Here is a 20,049-nt window from a genome sequence, read left to right on the forward strand (position 1 = left end):
ATTGTGGTTTTTTGGAAAAACGAGAAATGAGATGAATATACAACTGGAGGAATACGCGAATGGTAAGCGAAGAAAAAGAAAAAGAGAAATATAGTGCTAATTCATTGGTGAGAGGGCTGGAGATCATTAAGCTATTCAATGAATCACAGCCGAATTTGTCTCTTTCGGAAATTGCAAAACAACTGGGTGTGAGCAGAACGGTTCCATACCGGTTATTATTTACGTTACAAAATATTGGCTACCTATCACAGGACGAACATACAAAACGGTATAGTTTAACCCCAAAAGTGCTGGAATTGGGATTCAGTTATTTGAATAGCCTGAAATTCCAGGAAATTGTCCAACCATATATGGAGGCACTGCGTGATGAAATAGGAGCCTCCTGCCATCTTTCCATTTTGGATGGACAGGAAGTCGTTTATGTTGGCAGTGCTCCGATCAGAGGCGTTTCCGCTGTCAATGTGAACATCGGCTTGCGGCTGCCTGCACATGCGGTGGCGAATGGGAAATTACTTTTGGCTTATCAACCGAAAGAAATGCTTATGCAAATGATCAAAATATCGAACCTTACACCTTATACGGACAAAACACTTACTACTCCTGGGGAATTCATGAAGCAACTGGAGGCGATTCGCCAAAATGGTTACTCGATGACAAGCGGGGAATTCCACCCCGGCATCCGTTCTGTAGCTGCACCTATTTTTGATAGGAATGGTAAGGTACTGGCTGCCTTGAATGTCGTGGCGACAGAATCGGCTTATCAGGCAGACTTCATCGATAAAATCGCCCTGCCGAAACTGCTGGAAATTTCCCGGCAGTTATCCGTGTACATGGGATATAGTGGAGCAAAGCCATTTCAACATGAAGATGTCTGAAGAGATGTATACGATCAAAAATGTATCAACCATTATAAAAATGTGGATTCCTAAAACTTGGGTGTCCACATTTTTTTGTGGAAAAAAGACAGATTCTGCCCTAGTAAGCAAAAAAAGTGCCAATCGCGCAGGTAATGTAAAATGTTTTTAATATTCCAAAAATTAATTGACAATGAATGGGATTCGTTTTAGTATTAATTTATAAATGAAACATTGTTTTGCCAATGAAACATAAACGCGTAAAAGGAGGATTTTAATAATGACAAAAGAGACTTTTTCAGTGAAGGATTTCGAAAAAAAATATGTTGCAAGGCTGAAGGATCGGACGCTCGATTGGAACGTCCTGAAGTTCCAGGAAGAAATCGATCCGGCATATAAGCGTGCACAGATGAGATATATCGGACGTGGTGCCACTGCGAATAATGACACAAATGTCATTGCAGGTGAACACTTCACGCTCAGTACGATGGTGCTTCCACCCGGTTGCATCGGGCCTTTGCACCTTCACGATGATGTTGAAGAAGTATTCTTCATCCTTGAGGGGGAAGTTACGGCCTTGATCCAGGAAGATAGTTACAGTGAAGTGCATGAGATCAAGTTAAATGCCAGAGATTGCATAAGCAGTCCTCCAGGAGTTTATCGGGGAATCAGGAATGACGGGGATGTTGAAGCTCGGATGCTTGTCATGCTTGGGGCGGTGAAACCTAACCTGCCGACATACCCTGAGGGAAGCGAGCTTGAGGAACTTCGGAAACAACGCTCGAAAGAAAGAGAGGCCATCATTAAAGACTGATCATTTACACGAAAAGGGCACCTGCATTATGAAAATTAATCGGGCGCCCTTTTCGATTATCTTGTTATTTCCGGTCCATGCATTCTGTTAAAAAGTAATCTATTTTTATGGGAGGGAGAAAAAGATGCTTGGAATTACCCATTTACGCCATATTGGCATGATCACGCCGAACTTTGATGAACAAGCAGCGTTTTATGAAAAGGTTTGGGGCTTGGACAGGGTGCCGGCCCCTGAAGAGAACACCGTTTATTTCCGTGGTGCTGGCCCAGAACATCATATTTTAAGTCTTCATAAGGGAGAGCAGCGTGGCCTGCACCACATTTCATTCGGGATGGTTGATAAAAATGCCGTGGATCGGGCGGCGGGAATTTTACAATCGAAGGGTGTTCGAATCATCGATCAACCGGGATATTTGGATGAAGCGGGTGCAGGTTATGGATTACGCTTCGTTGATCCGGAAAACCGGGTGATCGAGCTTTCAGCTTGGGTCGAGGTTCAAACCTCAATTTGGAACAAGAAGAATGTAGATCCAGTGAAACTGAATCATGTTGTCATGAACACGAGGGATTTGGATATGATCGTAAAGTTTTATACAGATATCCTTGGTTTTAAAGTTACCGATTGGAGCGAGCATCAAATGTCTTTTCTAAGGTGCAACAGGAAGCATCATTCCATTGCTTTCAATCAAGAAGGCCATGCTTCCGTAAACCATATTGCCTATGAGGTTGATTCCGTGGATGAGCTGATGCGCGGAATAAGCAATGTTCGGAAAGCCGGACTTTCCGAGCTTTGGGGGCCTGGACGTCACGGACCGGGTGACAATATTTTTTGTTACTTCCAGGACCCGGGCGGTTTTGTCATGGAGTATACATGCTACCTGGAAACGATTGAGGATGAGGCGGAATGGCGAGCGCGTGTTTGGAAACGTGTCCCGCATTTAATGGATCAATGGGGTATTGCAGGTCCGCCGAAACCTGAAGCGCGCAAGGCGATGGGCGGAGAACCTGATTTGGGCTGGGTGGATGCTTCCACAAGTGAATCCATCATGTCGGAAAAATGAGAGGGATTTCTAATCTCCTCCCGTATCCTTAAGGCACAAGAAGATTAGGGCAGGGTAATTTCTAAAGAAGAGGGTTTCGAAAAGGAGTGACAAGATGGATTTGGGCCTGCAAGGAAAAGTGGCTGTCATCATGGGCGGCACATCGGGCGTTGGTTTGAAAACAGCAGAAATGTTTTTAGCTGAAGGCGCGAAGGTGGCTATATGCGGCAGAAGCAAGGAGCGTATGGATAATGCTCAACGTCATTTGCTCTCACTAGCTGATGAAGAAGATATTTTTGCATCAATTTGTAATGTCACCTCAAGAACGGAAGTGGATTCCTTCATTGATGGAACGGCAAAAAGGTTCGGCGGGATCGATATATTGGTGAATGCCGCCGGGCAAAGCGTGATGGGTCATTTTTTTGACATAACGGATGAACAGTGGGATGAACAGATTCAATTAAAGTTTTTTGCAATCATATATGCCGTTCGCGCTTCGCACCCGCACCTTGTCAAAAGAGGCGGAGGACGGATCATCAATATTAATGCAACGCTAGCCAAAGAACCGGAGCGTCACATGGTGGCGACTGCAGCGGCAAGGGCTGGTCTCTTGAATTTAAGCAAAACGCTGTCCCAGGAACTGGCCTTTGACAATATATTGGTGAATTCTGTAAGTCTCGGATTGATTCGGACCGATCAGTGGGAGCGGAGAAGAATGAAAAATGCACCGCATATGGATGCGGACGAGTATTACAAAGATCTTGCGAACAAGAGGAATATCCCGCTCGGGCGTGTAGGTGAAGCGGAGGAAGTCGCCAGTGTCATCGTTTTCCTTGCTTCGGAAAAAGCAAGTTATGTGGCGGGTTCAACGATTGAAACGGCAGGAGCGATTGGAAAGGCACTTTAAATATTACTGAAAAGGTAGGATTACGCGATGAATATAATAGAAGAACTGGAGTTTACGACTTCCGATTCCATCGTGAAGGAGCTGGTTCATGCAGGTGTTGAGGTAGCCTTTGGTATCGTCAGCATTCACAATATGCCGATTTATGATGCGATTCTTAGAGATGGAACGATTAAACTCGTTTGTTCACGCGGAGAGAGCGGAGCGGTCAACATGGCCGATGGATATGCTCGTGCAACGGGGAAATTGGGCGTTGTGATTACCAGTACAGGTACAGGAGCTGGAAATGCCGCGGGTTCATTGGTGGAGGCATGGGCGGCTGGAGTACCGCTTCTTCACCTTACGGGCGAGGTCGCTTCCGCTTATCTTGGAACAGGCAAAGGATACATACATGAGTGCAAGGACCAGCTAGCCATGATGGACGGTGCCTGCAAAAATGCAGTAAGGCTTAGGAACCCCTCCCAAGCTGGAGCAGTCGTAAGGCAGGCAATAACCGAAGCATTGACGGCTCCAGCCGGACCGGTTACATTGGAAATCCCCATCGATTACCAATCGGCCATCATCGATGATCTTTCAGCCGATAAGCTTCAGGCTCCAGAGTTTGAAACGAAAACGGCAGCCATTATTCCTGAACGGGTTATGGAACAAATCGCAAAAGCACGGCGGCCGGTGATATGGTCCGGAGGCGGGGTCATAAGCGCCAACGCTTCGCAAGAGCTGCAAAAATTAGCCGAGCTTTTGGGCGCAGCAGTCATAACCAGTCAATCAGGAAAAGGTTCGATCCCTGAAAACCATGAACAGTGCATAGGGCATTTTGCTGCCTATGAACAAACGAAAGAGTTTTTGAGGAATGCCGATCTATTGATTAGCGTAGGCGTAAGATTCAGGGGAAATGAAACCTCCAACTGGAAGGTGCCGGTCCCCAAAGCTCATATAGCGATTGATGCAGATTGGCAGGCAATCAACCGAAACTATAAAGCCACGCTAGGTTTGGTTGGTGATGCAAAAGATATGCTGGCAGCGATCATTCATAAGCTTGAGGAAAAATCAGTGCACCCGGCTCCTTCTTATTTACAAGAAGTCCGTACTCTTCGTGATGAAGTGCGCGCTCAACTCCGTCTCACCCTTGGCCCTTATGAACAATTTGTCGTCGGGATGAGGGAAATATTGCCTCAAGACACCATTTTGGTCCGTGATGTAACGGTTCAGGCAAACGTATGGGGCAGCCGGCTGTTTGAAATCCATGAACCGAGGACATCCATTCATGCATCAGGGGGCGGAATCGGTCAAGGGCTTCCAACGGCGATCGGGGCACAAATGGGCTGTCAAGATAAAACCGTCGTTCTCATGGCAGGAGATGGGGGGTTCATGGTCAATATCGGGGAAATGGTTACGGCAGCGGAAGAAAATTTGCCAATCATCATCGTATTGTTTGATGACTCTGGTTATGGGGTACTTCGCAATATTCAATCTGCTGCGTATGGAAGACAGGTAGCTGTGGATTTATTGAGCCCTGATTTTGTGCAACTGGCTGAAGCGATGCATTTTGCTGCGGTTCGAATCGGCTCAGGAGATGAATTCGTATCCGAATTGAAAAAAGCGAAAGAAAGACGCAAGCCCTCTATGATCGTCGTTGATATGGAAGCCGTGGGGCCAATGGCCAAGCCTTTTGGCGGTCCTCCTGGTGCTGCCGAAGCCTTTAAACCAAAAAAATTATGATGGGGGACCTTAGAATGATTTCGACATACCCATTTGTTTCAGGTAAATGCCTAATTGATGGAGCATGGATAGAACAAGGGGAAAAAGTGGGGGTAATCAATCCTGCAAACACTTCTGAAGTTGTAGGGCAAGTGGCAATATGTTCTGGGGACACCGTGAATGAAGCAATTGAAGTGGCAGAAAAGGCCTTTGATACATGGTCACGCTCGGATGTGAGCGACCGGGCTGACCGGATGAATGCTGCTGCGGTTGAATTGGAAAAAATTATCGAGGAAAATGTTACAATGTTTGTACGGGAAAATGGCAAAACACTTGTTGAAGCTAAAAAAGACTTGGTACGGTGTGTGGAAGTCATGAGGGGCTGTGCAGCAGAGCTGCTGAATTGGTGGAAGCCAGAAGAGGTTGCAGGTAAACAAAAAGTCCAAATCAGAAGAAGGGCGAGAGGGGTCACTGCCATTATCACGCCATGGAATTCCCCGATGATATTAACCTTCAAACGGGTGATACCTGCTGTTTTGGCAGGCAATGCCGTTATCGTGAAACCTGCCACGAATTGCCCGCTGACGATCATGACCTGCTTAAAAGTCGTGGCTGAACATTTTCCCCCGGGAGTCATCAATATAGTGACAGGTTCAGGAAAAGTGATTGGGGATTTGGTTTGTTCCGATTCCCGTGTCCGGACAGTGGCATTCGTCGGGAGTACAGAAACCGGAAAGGAAATCATGAAGAAATCGGCGCCGAAGCTGCAGAACGTATATATGGAACTCGGAGGCAATGATCCGGCGTTAATCATGGAAGATGCCAATTTGGATGAAGCGGCGATCCAACGTTTGAGAATGGGGATTTTACGGGCTTCCGGCCAAGTATGTTCTGCGGTTAAGCGAGTGTATGTCCATTCATCACGACATGATGAGGTTGTTGGAAAGCTAACCAAAGAGTTTAGCAGGGTGGTGGTCGGTGATGGCATTCAGCCTGACGTAACCATGGGACCGTTGAATAATAAGGCACAATTCGATTTCGTGCAAGGCTTGATCGAGCGTACGGCCAATGCAGGCGGAAACATCATCACGACTGGCATTCAACTCAATCCGGAAACGTGGGATGCTGGCTACTATATGCTCCCGTCCCTTGTAACAGGCGTCAATCAGCAGAGCGAATTGGTACGGGTCGAGCAATTCGGACCCATCATCCCCATCATCCCCTTCAATGAAGAGGAAGAAGCCATAAGGCTTGCGAATGACAGTGAGTTTGGCCTGCGTGCATCCGTTTGGACAGAGAACGTGGAAGTAGCCATTAAATTGGCAGATCGCCTGGAAGCTGGAGCGGTCTTTCATAATAATCATACGGTGTTCAATGATTTGGCCCTTGATTTCCCTGGCTTAAAAGAAAGCGGTGTCTCCCGGGAAACAAAACATTGCGGACTTGAATTCTTTGCAGACTCTTACGGGTTTGCTGATTGAGGAAGGATGAAATGACATGAGATTGGGTTTAATCGGATGCGGAAATATCGGGAAATTTCTGCTTCAAGCAATTAATGCAAACGGACTTCTTCCCGGCAGCAAAATCGTTGCGATCTATGCACGCCGTGAAGAAATCGCTGCCCCACTATCTGATGAATTCAAGGCAAAGGCGTATGGGGATGTCGATGCAATCCTGAAATCGGATGTCGATTTAATCATTGAAGCAGCGACGGTTGAAGCTGCGAAGGAATACGGATTGAATGTGCTGAAAAGCGGCAAGGACCTTTTGCTAAGCAGTATCGGGGCGATGGCTGATCCTGATTTTGCCGAAAACGCGAACAAGCTTTGCCAAATGAATAACGTTCAGCTTTTCCTTCCGTCAGGTGCGATCGGTGGTCTTGATATCCTTAAATCGGCAAATGCCATGAATGGACTTGAAACCGTCTCCATCACCACGAGAAAACCGCCAAGCGCATTGCCGGCATGTTCATCATTGGCAAACGAAAAAGTGTTATTTGTTGGTTCTGCTGCAGAGGCCATCAAGCAGTTTCCGAGAAATATCAATGTTGCGATCGTTTTGTCTTTGGCCGGACTTGGATCAGAGCGTACGAAAGTGAAAATCATTGCCGATCCCAATGTGGTGAAAAACATTCATTTGATCGAAGCGACTGGCTCGTTCGGGAAACTGAAGCTTGAAGTGGAAAACGAACCGTTGCCCAATAATCCGAAAACCAGTTATCTTGCGGCACTAAGTGTTTTGGCGACGCTGCAAAACAACGAAAAATGCGTTCAAATCGGATAATGAAAAATGGACTGAAAGCCTATCGAAGGGAGAGGAAAAAGTATGATTAAAACGGATAAACCATTGGAAGAAATGTCCAAGCGGCAAGTGGTAAACCATTTATACGATACGGTCAAACCAGAGGAAGGAGTTATACCTGCCTATCTCCTTGGCGATCCAAAGGTGTATGAAATCGAACACGAAAAAGTGTTTTTGAAAACCTGGGTTTTTGTCGGCCATGAATCTGAAGTTCCCAACAAAGGAGACTTCATGACCCGTGAACTTGCTGGTTACTCACTGATCATCACTCGTGATGGTGAAGGGGAAATACGGGCATTTTATAATATGTGCACGCACCGTGGAATGAAGCTTTGCCGGGCTGATAAAGGGAACAAGTCGATGTTTACATGTCCTTATCATGGATTTAATTTCAAGAACACAGGTGAGCTTGTGGGGGTTCCGCTGCAAAAGGACATTTACGGCGGGACGCTTGACCGCACAACGATGGGTTTGCACAAAGTCAAACTTGAATCTTACAAGGGCCTTTTGTTCGGGACCTGGAATGAGGATGCAGAGCCGCTTGAAGATTTTCTCGGAGATATCAGATGGTATTTGGATATCCTTGTCGGCCGGGCAGAAATGGAAGTGATCGGAGTCCCTCAACGATTTGTCGTGAGTTCCAATTGGAAGGTGGGGTCCGATAATTTCGTTGGTGATTCCTATCACACGATGGTTACACACGGTTCGATAGCAAAACTGGGGATGGTGCCGAGTGCAACTTATTCGAAGCGCGGTTTCCAAATCCATACCGAAAATGGACATGGCCTTAACTTGGGAACGCCCAATCCGGACTTTGCATTCCCTGAAGAATTGAAGGCAGAATTTAAAAGCAATTTGTCTGTAGAACAATACGGAGTATTATCGAACTTGAAGAACATGATTGGAAACGTTTTCCCGAACCTGTCTTTTTTAATTTCCCATACAAAAATCAAAGACCAGTTCATCTCAAACACCTCTGTCCGAATGTGGCGGCCGATCGGTCACAATAAGATGGAAGTGATCGCTTGGATGCTCGTTGAAAAAAACGCCTCACAAGATTGGAAGGACCGTTCAAGGGATTCTTTTATCCTGACGTTCAGCCCCTCCGGTATTTTTGAACAAGATGATACGGAGGTGTTTACGGATATCACGGAAGCCGCTCAAGGCCCGATGCCTTTCCTTAAGAATCTTACTTATAACTATACAATGGGCCTTCACCGGGAACCTGTTGAATTCGTAGGACCCGGGGTTGCTTATGATGATAAATTCACGGAAGCGAGCCAGCGGAATTTCTACAAATACTGGCTGGAATTGATGACGAAATGATAAGAGGGAGGAGGAAGGGAAATGAACATGGAAGAAATGCTGGTTAAGTGCCAATTTGAGCAATGGTTATATGATGAAGCACAATTGCTGGATGATATAGAATTTGATCATTGGTTCGATCTTATGCACCGTAGCCTTCGCTATCAAATGCCTGTACGTATCAACAAGGAAGGAGTGGAACGTCCGGATTATTCCACTGACATGTTCACATTCAATGATGACATCGAGCTGCTGAAGCTGCGTGTGGATCGCTTGAAAACGGATTATGCCTGGGCTGAGATACCGCCATCGAGAACACGGCGATTTGTCTCCAATGTACGCGTAAAAGACTATGTAGAAGGTGAAAAAGCTGTCGTGAAAAGCTATCTGCTCATCTATCGCAGCCGCAGCACCGATATTAAACATGATTTGATTTCTGGGGAACGCAATGATGAATTCATCTTCGAAGAAGGTAACTGGAAGCTTTCCAAGCGGATTTTCATTGTTGACCAAACAACGATAAATACTAGGAATCTTGCAATTTTCATATAACTGATTGAAGGGGGATTCATAATGGCAATGGCGTTAAAGGACAAAGTGGCGCTCGTTACCGGGGGCAATTCGGGCATAGGCGAAGCTGTCACGCGACGATTCATACAAGAAGGGGCAAAGGTCAGCATCATTGGACGCTCCGTGGAAACGCTGAAGAAAATGAAAGAGGAGTTTGGGGAAGACATTCTCATCAACCAAGGAGATGTAAGTAAATATGAAGACAATGAAAAAGCGGTGCAAGCCACCGTCGAGCAATTTGGCAAGCTTGATGTTTTCATTGCGAATGCAGGTGTCTTCGATGGGTTTGCGAAATTTGCCGATGTCACTCCGGATGCCCTGGCCGAAGCCTATGATTTTTTGCTTGATATTAATGTCAAAGGCTCTTTCTTCGGAGCGAAGGCTGCACTTGCGGAACTTCAAAAAACGAACGGCAACATCATTTTCACCGTTTCTGGTGCAAGCTTCTATCCTGATGGCGGCGGTGTTTGGTACACAGCAAGCAAGCACGCCCAAATCGGCTTGATGCGCCAGCTTGCATTCGAACTCGCTCCGAATATCCGGGTAAATGCAGTGGCTCCTGGTGGCACACTGACGGCATTGTCGGTCATTCCGCCACTGCGTCCATTCGTGAAAATCGTTGACAATGATACGAAAGCCAGCAGCATTAAAAAAAGAAACCCGCTTCAGCTGGCCCAGATGCCCGAAGATCATGTAGCAGCTTATGTCCTCCTGGCATCGGACGAAGCGCGTGCAATTACTGGTGAGGTCATTTCCAGCGATGGTGGATTGTCAGTTCGTGGACTAGGCTGAGTTCATGATCGAATAACGTTTAAGAGAAGGGGAATCAAATGGCTGAAGCACTATTGGGAAAGATTGGTTCTGAAAGATATCGTGGCTTGCAATCTATCATTTTCCAAACCGCGTGGCACAAAAAAGGCAGAACCATTTTTGACAGGTGACAGTACGGTTTCAAAAGTGATTTATAAGGGTGTACCAACGGAGTCAAGATCTAAATGGGCTTTTCTAACATACACCAACCGTCCAATTTGTGCTGATTGATCCGGATGAAAATCCAGGAACGATACGGGAGTTTCTCGATGAAGCGGGTGAGGAATTCAGCATATCGCTTTAGAAGTGGATTTTATTCAAAAGAGAGTTCCCGTCATGGATGAAGGTGGAAATTCAGCTTGGCAAACGGATGAATTCACCTTAAGTGACCGACGATGTATATGTAAATACACAAGCTGATCTCAAAACGCTGGTAGAAATGCTCGAGAGTGCCGAGCCTCGGAAAACTTCTTGGAAAAACGATGAAGAGGTAACTATTCAGCCGCCATAAGGGACAAATAAGGTAGAAAGTTTGTTGTAAGAGATTCGGATGCGGCTTCAGAAGCAGACCGCAAGTTGTTGGGAACCGGAAAATAGGACATCATCGATTCGGGACCAGCCGACATAACGAATGTGAGTTAAAAAAGGCCAACCAACTGAAGGGAAAGCAAGATATACGTTCATCGTTACGCCCTTAATCCAGTTTGAATGGATCGGGTCCGACGAATCGTCCAGTACATGGAGGGAACATCTTGACACATTAGGAGAGGCAGTCCACCATATTGGTTTTTCCGCGGACGCCATGGATGAGAAACGGGCGATGCTTGTGGAAATGGGGTATCCGGTCATATAGACAGGAAATTTTTTAAATGGAAAAGGCCGATATGCAAAATATAACATCCACATACAAATGTTCATTGAATTACTGGAACGGTATGAAGGGTGAAGGGAATCCTGTATTCATAAAACCGTTCAGGACCGGGGCGGTTTGCACATACATAATGAAGAATAGCCAAACGTAAGGCGAAAGGTGTCATTCACGATTCACCGTTTAGGTAAGCATCCTATAAAAGGCCATGGAAGAAATGCTCCTGCCATGGCCTTTTATAGAGTTAGGGAGAATGAAGGAATGATGCTATTAATCAACCGATCTCGTTTTCAAAGGCCATTTTCGGTTTAATTCCCTAATAAAGGTCTTCACATTCTTTTTATCTTCCATGATGGGAGAATAAACATAGGAAAGCGTCCTATTAAAGGATTCATTCTTCAAGGGTATAGTGGAAAGGATTTTGGTTTGGACATCGCGCTCTATGACACTTCGGGAGAGGAGGGCAAGACCTCCTCCATGTTTGATTAATGTTTCCTTGATTCCTTGATTGCTGCTGATGGTAAGCATCGATTTAATTTTCAGGCCATTTGAACGTATCACATGGTTAAGGTATTCCCGCGTGCCGGATCCGACTTCCCTTGTTACCCATGCTTGGTCATGCAGGTCGGCAATTTCCACCTCAGTTTTGCATGCGAGCTCATGGTCGTTCGATGAAACGACGAATAACTCATCTTGCATAAACGGGTGTACGGAGAGCTCTTTTTCATTGGTTTGACCTTCAATCAAACCAATATCGACTTTATATAACCGAACGGCCTTAACGATTTCTTCCGTGTTTCCAATGACAACTTGAAGCTCAAGTTCAGGATAATCCTTCTGAAGGTCAATGAGCAGTGATGGCAGTATGTATTCTCCAATCGTAAAACTTGCGCCAATTTTTAACTCTCCTTTGATCGACCTATCATGTTCCTGAATGTCTTGGATGGTCTGTTCATAGATGGTAATCATTTGTTTAGCACGTTCGTAGAGAATTTCGCCCGTTAAGGTGACTTTTAAAAATTTAGGTGAACGAAGAAATAATTTCGTTTGGAACTCTTCTTCCAATTTCTTTACGTGCAAACTAACACTTGGTTGTGACATAAGGAGAATTTCTGCAGTTTTTGTAAAATTCTTGACTTCCACAAGCGTCACAAAAGTTTTTAAAGCATCATAATACATCGGAATACTCCCTCTATTATTAATATTCTTAATAGTAGCAATAAATTATATATATTTTACTAATGATGAGCACTCAGGTAAAGTATTATGAAGAACTTATTTTAACAATAGTATAGGTAAAGCAGGCTATTTTCCTTATTTACGTCAATTGTTCATTTGGCAGCAACCTATCGATTCCAGTTCCCTCCATGTATGAACTGAACTTTCTAAATTTTTTTGCATTTAAAACCGACTTGATCGATAGGAGTAAAAGAGTTAATTCATTTCATGGAGTGAATGAAAATAAGAATCTACTAAAATAAGTTTATATTCCTTTGTGAGGTGGAAATCGTGCAACTTCAGGTAAGTAACAGTCCTTTTAATCAGGAACAGGCAGAGCTTCTTAACAATCTCCTGCCTGGCTTGACAGTAAACCAAAAAGTTTGGCTGAGCGGTTATTTGGCTGCGTCTCTGTCAGTTTCCATTCCAGATACAGTCGCTGAACCGGTGACGGCAGCTCAAACCGATGCCCAGAAAATATCAAAAGAAGTTACCATCCTATATGGTTCACAGACCGGCAATGCACAAGGGGTGGCCGAGAATGCCGCAAGAACGCTCAAGGGTAAAGACTTTCAAGTAACGGTATCATCCATGAGCGATTATAAGGTGAATAATTTAAAAAAAGTCGAGAATCTTCTAATAATCGTTAGCACACATGGTGAGGGTGATCCGCCAGATAACACGATATCCTTCCACGAGTTTCTTCATGGCAGACGGGCATCAAGGCTTGATGATCTCCGCTTCTCTGTATTGGCGCTTGGTGACAGCTCGTATGAATTTTTTTGTGAAACGGGAAAACAATTCGATAAGCGATTGGAAGAGCTTGGCGGCACGAGGATTTTTCCGCGGATGGACTGCGATCTTGATTATGATGAGCCGGCTGCCGAATGGCTCGAAGGCGTCATTTCCAGTTTAAGCAAGGTGCAAGGCAATACTGTTTCACCCGTTATTGAACCGTTGGCACAAACGGCTGAAACTACATATTCGAGGACGAATCCGTTCAAGGCGGAAGTGCTGGAAAATATCAACTTGAACGGCCGAGGCTCCAATAAGGAGACGCGTCATGTCGAGTTGTCGCTTGAAGGCTCTGGAATTACATTTCAACCTGGCGACAGCCTTGGTATTTATCCGCAGAATGATTCAGCTTTAGTGGATATGCTCCTTCATGAACTCGATTGGGATCCAGAAGAAATGGTGAAGGTCAACAAGCAGGGAGACCTCCAGCCGTTCAGGGAAGCGCTCATCTCCAACTTTGACATAACCGTTTTAACTAAGTCACTGCTTGAGCAGGCGGCTGCGATTTCAGGTAGTGAGGAGTTAAAGGCGCTTGTATCACCTGAAAATGAAGCAAAACTAAAGGAATATCGCAAAGGCAGGGATTTGCTTGATGTTATCCGTGATTTTGGCTCATGGGGCGGGTCGGCACAAGAATTCGTTTCCATTCTCAGAAAAATGCCAGCCCGCCTTTATTCCATTGCAAATAGCTTGTCCGCTTATCCGGATGAAGTGCATTTGACAATCGGAGCTGTCCGCTATGAAAGTCATGGGCGGGAAAGAAAGGGCGTTTGCTCCATTTTATGTGCCGAGCGATTACAGCCAGGAGATAAGCTGCCCGTATACATTCAGCATAATCAAAACTTCAAGCAGCCCGTTGATGGGAATACACCAATAATCATGATTGGACCGGGTACGGGCGTTGCGCCCTTCAGATCGTTCATTCAGGAGCGCGAAGAAACGGAAGCAAGCGGGAAAACATGGCTCTTTTTCGGTGATCAGCATTTCGTGACGGATTTCCTTTATCAGACGGAATGGCAAAAGTGGTTGGAAACTGGAGCATTGACAAAGATGGATGTGGCCTTTTCGCGGGATACGGATGAAAAAGTGTATGTACAAAACCGGATGCTCGAGCATAGCGATGAATTATTTCGTTGGCTGCAGGAGGGTGCGGCGATATACATTTGCGGCGATGAGAAAAACATGGCACATGACGTCCACCATACGTTGATTGGAATCATTGAAAAAGAAGGTCGGATGAGTCATGCCGATGCGCAGGCCTACCTGGATGACATGCAACAGAATAAACGCTATCAACGTGATGTGTACTGAAACTATTGATGAAAAGGAGATAACAACATGGTGAACCGACTATTGAAAGCACCTGAAGGACTGCCGAGTGATGTTGAGCAAATAAAAGAAAGAAGCAACTATTTGCGCGGTACACTCGAAGAGGTGATGCAAGATCGCATTAGCGCCGGCATTCCGGATGATGATAATCGCCTGATGAAACATCATGGCAGCTATTTGCAGGATGACCGCGATCTGCGGAATGAACGCCAAAAGCAAAAGCTTGAGCCAGCCTATCAGTTCATGTTGCGTGTGCGCATGCCGGGCGGGGTCGCGTTGCCTTCACAATGGCTGGTCATGGATGATCTTGCCCACAAATATGGAAACGGTACCTTGAAATTGACGACAAGACAGACCTTTCAGATGCATGGCATATTGAAATGGAATATGAAAAAAACGATTCAGGAGATTCATGCGTCCATGCTCGACACCATCGCCGCATGCGGTGATGTCAATCGGAACGTCATGTGCAATTCGATCCCCTTCCAATCTGAAATCCATTCCGAAGTATATGAATGGTCGAAACAATTGAGTGATTATTTATTGCCACGGACAAGGGCGTACCATGAAATATGGCTGGATGAAGAAAAAGTTGTAGGCACCCCTGAATTGGAAGATATCGAACCGATGTACGGACCGCTTTATTTGCCAAGGAAGTTTAAAATAGGCATTGCTGTTCCTCCATCGAATGATATAGATGTATACTCCCAGGATCTGGGCTTCATAGCAATTGTTGAAAACGGAAAACTCGTTGGATTCAATGTGGCGATCGGGGGCGGTATGGGAATGACCCACGGTGATAAATCGACATATCCCCAGCTAGCTAAAGTAATTGGCTTTTGTAAACCTGACCAGATCCTTGAAGTGGCGGAAAAAGTCATTACGATTCAGCGTGATTACGGAAATCGTTCCGTAAGGAAAAATGCCCGTTTCAAATATACCGTTGACCGCCTTGGGCTCGAGACGGTAAAGAATGAACTGGAAAATCGCCTGGGTTGGCAGTTGGACGAGGCGGGGTCTTATCATTTTGATAATAATGGCGATCGTTACGGCTGGGTGAAAGGTTTACGAGGGAAGTGGCATTTTACCTTGTTTGTCGAAGGTGGCCGCATCGCGGATCGGAATGAGTACAAACTGATGACAGGTTTACGTGAGATCGCGAAAATTCATACAGGTGACTTTCGGCTGACTTCCAACCAAAACCTGATCATTGCCAATGTATCAAGTCAGGAAAAGAAAAAAATCAATGGTTTGCTTGCCGCATATGGATTGACGGATGGGGCAAACCATTCAGCCCTCCGCCGAAGCGCGATAGCTTGTGTATCACTTCCGACATGCGGACTGGCAATGGCGGAAGCGGAGCGTTATTTGCCGGTTTTGCTTGATAAAGTGGAGTCCATCGTTGATGAAAACGGATTGAGGGAAGAAGAAATCACGATACGAATGACCGGCTGCCCGAATGGCTGTGCCCGTCATGCACTTGGAGAAATCGGTTTTATCGGAAAAGCGCCTGGCAAGTACAATATGTATCTCGGTGCCGCATTCGATGGGAGCCGGCTAAGCAAGATGTACCGTGAAAATATCGGGGAAGCAGAAATTTTGAACGAGCTGCAGGTCCTGCTTTCACGATTTGCAAAAGAACGGACGGAAGGAGAGCATTTCGGTGACTTTGTCATCCGGGCCGGAATCGTTAAAGAAGTGACGGATGGTACGAATTTTCATGATTGATCCTTACAACAAAAACGAGACGGGAATGGCTTCCTGTCTCGTTTTTTGCGCTTGTCTTCATTCCGAAACCCCGGTTTGGAGGATGTCAGCTTTCGATTCTATACGAATGTCCATATTCGGATAAATGCTTTTCCATCGCTCATACGTCATTTTTTTATTTTTGGCGTGGAATTTTTCCTTTAAGCCAATCGGGTCGATGTTGCGTTTCTGAAAATCTTTAATAAGCCTGGTGGCCTGCTTCGTTAAGTCAGCTTCCATATCCTGTTCGATTTTTTTGATCATTTTTCGATTGGTAAGATTGTCACTTCTCATCGACTCTTTAATTTGCCCTTTTATTTTTAGCTTTATCGTCATCGATGGATGGCTCTCTGAGTCTGATATATGATAACTCGTGCCGCTTCTGATACTTTCCACTACAATATCGCTCTTATTCTTATCATCTAATTTGAATTTGTATATTCCTCTTCGATGGGATTGGACTAAAGTTTTGAAGACGAACATATCTCTTGAATGCACTTTGCTGACAATTTTATTTTCATGAAACAGGGCGACACCGGAAACAGACAAGTCATTTCCACGTTTTTTTATGATAGGGAGATAGGCATCACCGCCATTTTCCAAGGAATTCCCCAAGAAAAGGTGGAGGTTGGTGTCCGGTCCGTTACCTGTTTCATTTTGCTGATTGATAAGGTTCGATAAAAAAATTCCGATATTCACATTTGAATTCGATGGTTTTGTATGGATGACATCCTTGACCTTACCTTCGACGATGACGAGAAGAACCCTGTTACCGAGCTGGGGCTCACGGTAAAGATAATCCGTCAGTTCTGTCATCCCGATTTTATGAACGATTTTTTCACTGAATAAAACGATGCGAGTCTGTCCGAGTAGCACCGTTTTATCTGCTTTTTTTGAAACGGCAGCCTGCACATCACTTGTCGTTGATGAAGTCCCGGATAAGATTTGGTATTTACCCATTTTATCTTGTTGAAAGATAGGGATGACGAACATTCCTTCAACCTTATCATCCTTGATCATATCGTACCCGATGGCCTGGGCCATATTCACCTCGTCAACCACTCGTGGCTGGGCGCAGCTGCATAGAATCACAAAAGCCAAAATGACAGGAAGTAATTTTCTCATATACGATTCCTCTTTTTCTTAATATAGATGATGACCAAAAGAAGAGGCAGGTAGGAAACAAGGAAAATCACGCCGTAGGGATTGATGATCCGCGCCAATATATTAAGCGAATCGATATCAAAAAAGAAAATGTTGATCATCAGGATAATAAGCGACATCCCCCATAATGGATATTTTTGCTGGACATTGAATAATCGCTTGAACCCCCTGCTGGCAGCCCATAAGGAGATGGTCATATTAGGTATGATGACGATGGCCCACCAAGAAACATCTATATATTCAAAACGTTGAATAAAGGACAATTCAACGATGCTTGTCATGGAGAGGGTCGGCCATATGGTCATGACTAACTGCTTCTGCGAATAAAAAACGAGCGAAACCAGATAAATGAACAGGGTGGTCAATGTGGTCGACAAAGCGCCTCCATGAGCGTATTTTTGAGAAGACTTTGCGTCCCTGATGAAAGGGTAGAACATCAGGATCAGTTCAAATCCAATCATGGTTAAGGAAACATTTCTCGTTCCTTTCCATATATCCAAAATCGAGTGATCGAAAATGGGCAGTAAATTGGTGAATTCAGAGTATTTCATGGCATAGAAGAGAAAGAATAAAAGCCCAAAGGTCATGGTGGCGCTTAAAAAGGCTATGCCCGTAATCGTTCGGAAGCCTCCAGTATTGATATAGTAAATCAAGACCAGGAAGACCAGCGAAAAAGACCAGGCAGGAACCTCTTCAAACATCCATACATGTATGACCTGAATATAGCTGATCATGACCGTCAAGCTGAGAATCAAAAAATAAAGGATGAAAAGCAGGCTGAAGAAGTTTCCCATCCATTTCCCGAATGCCTGATAATTGACAGTCAGGATATCTCCTGGCACAATGCTGAAAATCTTATAAATCACCCATATCAGCAAATGGACAATCAATCCCGCCAGTATTATCGATATCCAGCCATCCGTACCAGTGGATTTTGCTAAAACTCGTTGGAAGCTGAGCACACCAATTCCGGTTTGCATGGCATGCACTAAAAAAAACACATAAAAAGGCTGCACCTTGTCCTTTTCGTTAACACCAGCTGGGTTCATATAGGTTCCTCATTACGATCATTCATTAAAATCATTTTTTTTGATGATTTTCTGTTTCGGCTTTGATTGCCTCGCTGTATTTTCTGTTCGTAAATTGATGGGTCGCGATTTAAAAAGATTAAAGGGGAGCCGCACGAAGCTATCTTTCCAATCCTTTAAGTGGAACGGATAGATAGGCTCAAGGTACGGGTGCCCCATCGATGTCAGCTTAATAAGATGTGTCATTAAGAACACGGCCGAAATGGTAATTCCGAGCAGCCCCCAGATCTGGGCCCCGATCAAAAAGGGAAACCGCAGTAACCGGATGGCATTGCCCATTTTATAAATGGGGGTGACAAACGATGCCAGAGCGGACAAGGCAACGATGATCAACAAGATATTACTCGTCAGCCCCGCTACAACAGCAGCCTGTCCGATTACGATACCGCCGACGATACCCAATGTCTGACCAACCTTTGTCGGAAGCCTGGCAGCGGCCTCCCGCAGTAACTCAATCGAGATCTCCAAGAATAACGCTTCAATCAAAGGCTGGAAGGGGATCAAGTTTCTTGAAGTGACGATCGTTTCCAAAAGATCTTTAGGAATCAGTTCATAATGGTAAGTCAGGACAGCTACATATAGCGGCGTTGCGAATATCGAAAAAATGACCGCGAAAATCCTTAATAAACGAAATGCCGATGCTGGCACCCATGGCATGTTATAATCTTCCATCGTAATGAAGTACTCCAACAAAATGGTTGGGGCAATCAAGGCGGAAGATGACCGATCAACGATCATCGCTACTTTTCCTTCAGCCAAAGCACTGGCGATGCGGTCGGGCCTTTCCGTGTATAGAAAAAGGGGGAATAATGTACTTGTATCATCATAAAGCATTTGCGCCAGATGGGAGCCATCCAAGATTTCATCAAAATCTATTTCATTGATGCGCTGGATGACGGTTTCGACATTTTCATTGTCAACGATGCCATCAATGGACAAGACAGCCACTTTTGTTTTAGATAAGCTGCCCACGGTCAATTCAGTCACCTGCAAGCTTGGTACGGGAAGCCTTTTCCTTACAAGATTCAGATTGATATCGATATCCTCGACAAAAGCTTCCTGGGGACTTATGATCCCAAATTCAAGTTCCGGTTTATCAACCTGCCGCCCATGTTGGGCAACCACATTTATTAACAAACACTCATCAAGGTTTGCATCTAGCCTAATCGCGATATGCCCTCTCATGATTCGCTCTTCCACCACAATCTTCGTACTGGTGATGAGCGTGTCCTCGATTGGAATACTATCTCTCAATTTCTCCAAACTGATTTGTTCCAAGGTTGGTATCACTGACAGTACACTTTTGTGAAGCTCCTGTGCATCAATTAATGAACGATAATACGATACCCAATAACCTACGTCATTATATGAGCCTTGATGGTTTATAAAATCATAGGATGTAGAAAAGGAAATAAATAGTTCGCGTATTTCGGAATTTTTATTGATGCCGTCATCGTTATCCTTTTGTTGTGAGCTGCTTTGTCTGGATTTCCTGCGGTTAAACAATGTTCTCACCTCTTAACTCAAGCTTATGATGGTTAGCATT

The 20,049-nt window shown here is 45.0% G+C and carries 16 protein-coding genes; 12 read left to right on the plus strand and 4 right to left on the minus strand.

The features are described 5' to 3' along the window. Nucleotides 1-59 precede the first annotated feature (59 nt). The 10 genes from MHI53_RS11360 to MHI53_RS11405 all read left to right on the plus strand — a co-directional run bounded on the left by MHI53_RS11360 (nt 60) and on the right by MHI53_RS11405 (nt 10,277). On the plus strand, nt 60-875 hold the full coding sequence (locus tag MHI53_RS11360) for an IclR family transcriptional regulator (RefSeq protein WP_061141480.1): 816 nt from the start codon (nt 60-62) through the stop codon (nt 873-875). Between the two features lie 259 nt (nt 876-1,134). Further along, nucleotides 1,135-1,668, plus strand: coding sequence for a cupin domain-containing protein (locus MHI53_RS11365; protein WP_061141479.1), 534 nt, complete (start codon nt 1,135-1,137; stop codon nt 1,666-1,668). A gap of 124 nt (nt 1,669-1,792) precedes the next feature. Then, nucleotides 1,793-2,728: a VOC family protein gene (locus MHI53_RS11370; protein WP_061141478.1), complete on the plus strand. Its 936-nt coding sequence runs from the start codon at nt 1,793-1,795 to the stop codon at nt 2,726-2,728. A 94-nt stretch (nt 2,729-2,822) separates the two neighbouring features. Then, nucleotides 2,823-3,614 carry an SDR family oxidoreductase gene (locus MHI53_RS11375; protein ID WP_061141477.1) on the plus strand — a complete coding sequence of 264 codons (792 nt, stop codon included), beginning with the start codon at nt 2,823-2,825 and terminating at the stop codon, nt 3,612-3,614. Nucleotides 3,615-3,641: 27 nt separating this feature from the next. Continuing rightward, nucleotides 3,642-5,330, plus strand: coding sequence for a thiamine pyrophosphate-binding protein (locus tag MHI53_RS11380; protein ID WP_340373522.1), 1,689 nt, complete (start codon nt 3,642-3,644; stop codon nt 5,328-5,330). 14 nt (nt 5,331-5,344) lie between these two features. Beyond that, nucleotides 5,345-6,790, plus strand: coding sequence for an aldehyde dehydrogenase family protein (locus MHI53_RS11385; protein WP_340373523.1), 1,446 nt, complete (start codon nt 5,345-5,347; stop codon nt 6,788-6,790). Nucleotides 6,791-6,806: 16 nt separating this feature from the next. Continuing rightward, on the plus strand, nt 6,807-7,592 hold the full coding sequence (gene nadX / locus MHI53_RS11390; RefSeq protein WP_340373524.1) for an aspartate dehydrogenase: 786 nt from the start codon (nt 6,807-6,809) through the stop codon (nt 7,590-7,592). A 42-nt stretch (nt 7,593-7,634) separates the two neighbouring features. After that, complete coding sequence (locus tag MHI53_RS11395; RefSeq protein ID WP_061141473.1) at nt 7,635-8,936, plus strand: aromatic ring-hydroxylating dioxygenase subunit alpha; 1,302 nt, start codon at nt 7,635-7,637, stop codon at nt 8,934-8,936. Between the two features lie 21 nt (nt 8,937-8,957). Beyond that, complete coding sequence (locus tag MHI53_RS11400; protein ID WP_061141472.1) at nt 8,958-9,467, plus strand: aromatic-ring-hydroxylating dioxygenase subunit beta; 510 nt, start codon at nt 8,958-8,960, stop codon at nt 9,465-9,467. Between the two features lie 21 nt (nt 9,468-9,488). Beyond that, entirely contained in the window at nt 9,489-10,277 is a 789-nt protein-coding gene (locus tag MHI53_RS11405; RefSeq protein WP_260320147.1) for an SDR family NAD(P)-dependent oxidoreductase, read from the plus strand. Nucleotides 10,278-11,433: 1,156 nt separating this feature from the next. Here the strand turns inward: MHI53_RS11405 and MHI53_RS11410 are convergent. Then, a complete protein-coding gene (locus MHI53_RS11410; RefSeq protein WP_061141471.1) occupies nt 11,434-12,342 on the minus strand; it encodes a LysR family transcriptional regulator in 909 nt (302 codons plus the stop codon). A 330-nt stretch (nt 12,343-12,672) separates the two neighbouring features. Between MHI53_RS11410 and MHI53_RS11415 the strand changes: the two genes are divergently transcribed. Beyond that, nucleotides 12,673-14,487, plus strand: a complete 1,815-nt coding sequence (locus MHI53_RS11415; RefSeq protein WP_061141470.1) for an assimilatory sulfite reductase (NADPH) flavoprotein subunit — start codon at nt 12,673-12,675, stop codon at nt 14,485-14,487. Between the two features lie 27 nt (nt 14,488-14,514). Next, nucleotides 14,515-16,233: an assimilatory sulfite reductase (NADPH) hemoprotein subunit gene (cysI, locus tag MHI53_RS11420; protein WP_340373525.1), complete on the plus strand. Its 1,719-nt coding sequence runs from the start codon at nt 14,515-14,517 to the stop codon at nt 16,231-16,233. Nucleotides 16,234-16,290: 57 nt separating this feature from the next. Here the strand turns inward: cysI and MHI53_RS11425 are convergent, their stop codons facing one another. Genes MHI53_RS11425 through MHI53_RS11435 form a run of 3 tightly spaced genes read right to left on the minus strand, consistent with a single transcriptional unit; the run spans nt 16,291 to nt 20,009 of the window. Beyond that, nucleotides 16,291-17,376 carry a Ger(x)C family spore germination protein gene (locus MHI53_RS11425; RefSeq protein WP_061141468.1) on the minus strand — a complete coding sequence of 362 codons (1,086 nt, stop codon included), beginning with the start codon at nt 17,374-17,376 and terminating at the stop codon, nt 16,291-16,293. Further along, entirely contained in the window at nt 17,373-18,464 is a 1,092-nt protein-coding gene (locus MHI53_RS11430; protein ID WP_340373526.1) for a GerAB/ArcD/ProY family transporter, read from the minus strand. Before MHI53_RS11430 ends, MHI53_RS11425 begins: the two co-directional genes overlap by 4 nt. Before the next feature lie 18 nt (nt 18,465-18,482). Next, a complete protein-coding gene (locus MHI53_RS11435) occupies nt 18,483-20,009 on the minus strand; it encodes a spore germination protein (protein WP_061141466.1) in 1,527 nt (508 codons plus the stop codon). Nucleotides 20,010-20,049 lie beyond the last annotated feature (40 nt).

Source organism: Peribacillus sp. FSL E2-0218 (assembly GCF_037992945.1).
Taxonomy (GTDB): domain Bacteria; phylum Bacillota; class Bacilli; order Bacillales; family DSM-1321; genus Peribacillus; species Peribacillus simplex_B.